Source organism: Mycobacterium gordonae, assembly GCF_001417955.2.
Classification (GTDB): domain Bacteria; phylum Actinomycetota; class Actinomycetes; order Mycobacteriales; family Mycobacteriaceae; genus Mycobacterium; species Mycobacterium gordonae_B.
In genome coordinates this window covers 1-1,492 of the sequence record NZ_LKTM01000181.1, presented here as the reverse complement: position 1 = coordinate 1,492, position 1,492 = coordinate 1, and the positions used below count along the sequence as shown (strand labels likewise).

Here is a 1,492-nt window from a genome sequence, read left to right as displayed (position 1 = left end):
GTGCCGCCACCGCCACCGCCGCCGGCCGCGCCGCTCAGGCCGCTGGCAATGCCACCCGCCAGGGCCGGGAAGCTCTGCAGCACCGACTGCCACGGCACGACCTGTGCCGCAGCGGCCGCCGCCCCGGAGTAGTAGCTGGCCATCGCGCTGACGTCCTGGGCCCACATCTCCTCGTAGATGCTCTCGGCCAGGGCGATCGCGGGCGCGTTCTGTCCGAACAGATTGGTCATGATCAGGTTCACGAAGGCGTTCCGGTTGGCGTCCACCGCACCCGGGTGAATGGTGGCTGCCTGGGCCGCCTCAAAGGCACTGACCACCGCCAGCGCCTGCCCGGCGGCACCCTGTGACTGTGCGGCGGCGGCGGCCAGCCAGCCCGCATAGGGGGCGGCCGCGGCCGCCATGGCTGCCGACGCGGCACCCTGCCACGCTTGTCCCGCCAGGTTGGAGATCACCGACCCGAACGATTGGGCTGCGGTACCCAACTCAGCCGCCAGTCCGTCCCACGCCGCCGCAGCCTGCAACATCGGTGCGCTTCCAGCACCGAGGAACATTCGCAACGAGTTGATTTCCGGTGGCAGTGTAAAGAAACTCACAGACCCCGTCCTCCCAGATCGGCCATCGGCTTCCTCGCGCTGACCTCGCAAAAGTGAGCAGCGACCCCTTGTAACAGTAACAACAAGCGCTCCACACGTCTGGCCGTCGCGCAGATCAATCGTATTTCGCCCACCGGGGTCGCGGCAGGCACCCGACGGAGCAGGGCTCAGGACCATCGGACGCGCCCGGAGGGACTTTCGGCCCTAAATATCCGGCAACCGAAATCGTTTCATCGGAGAACGTCGTTCTCTGGATACCCCGCGGGGTGTGACTGAAGTGACGTACGGGCAGAAGTGAATTCGGGCGGAGGGGGTCTTCGGGCTATGTCGTTTCTCAGTGTGTCGCCGGAGGCCGTGACCCAGGCGGCTTCGGATGTGGCGCGGATCGGTTCGGATGTCAGTGCCGGCAATGCGGCGGCGGTGATGCCGACGACGCAGGTGGCGGTGGCCGCGGGTGATGAGGTGTCGGCGGCGATTGCGGCCTTGTTCGGTACTCATGCGCGGGAGTATCAGGCGTTGGCGGCGCAGGCGGCCAGTTACCAGGACCAGTTCGTGACGGCGTTGCGGTCGGCGGCCAGCGAGTATGCCGGCGCGGAGGTCGGTGCCGCAGCGTGGCTGCAGGGGTCGGCGGCGGCGGTGGCCGCGTCTCCGGTTGCCAGCCTCTTTCAGCTGTTGGTGTACGGGCCGACGCACACGGTGAGTCAGTGGTGGATCAACAGTGTGTTCGGGCAGGTTCTGGATCCGATCCTGAACTTCCCCACCGAGTTGTTGTTGGGCCGGGCTTTGATCGGCAACGGGGCCGCGGGCACGGCGGCCAGCCCGACTGGTGGTGCGGGCGGGTTGTGGTTCGGGGATGGCGGGGCGGGTTATAGCCCGACCGGGACCACGCCGTTGGGGGG

General features: G+C 67.8%; 2 protein-coding genes. One reads left to right on the top strand and one right to left on the bottom strand.

What is annotated here, in order from left to right; genetic code table 11:
- On the bottom strand, window positions 1-593 hold a 593-nt coding region (locus AO501_RS14935; protein ID WP_156452569.1), incomplete at its 3' end, for a PPE family protein.
- Between the two features lie 324 nt (window positions 594-917).
- Here AO501_RS14935 and AO501_RS14930 point away from each other — a divergent pair.
- Window positions 918-1,492: PE family protein (locus tag AO501_RS14930; protein WP_156452568.1), on the top strand; the 575-nt coding region annotated here is incomplete at its 3' end.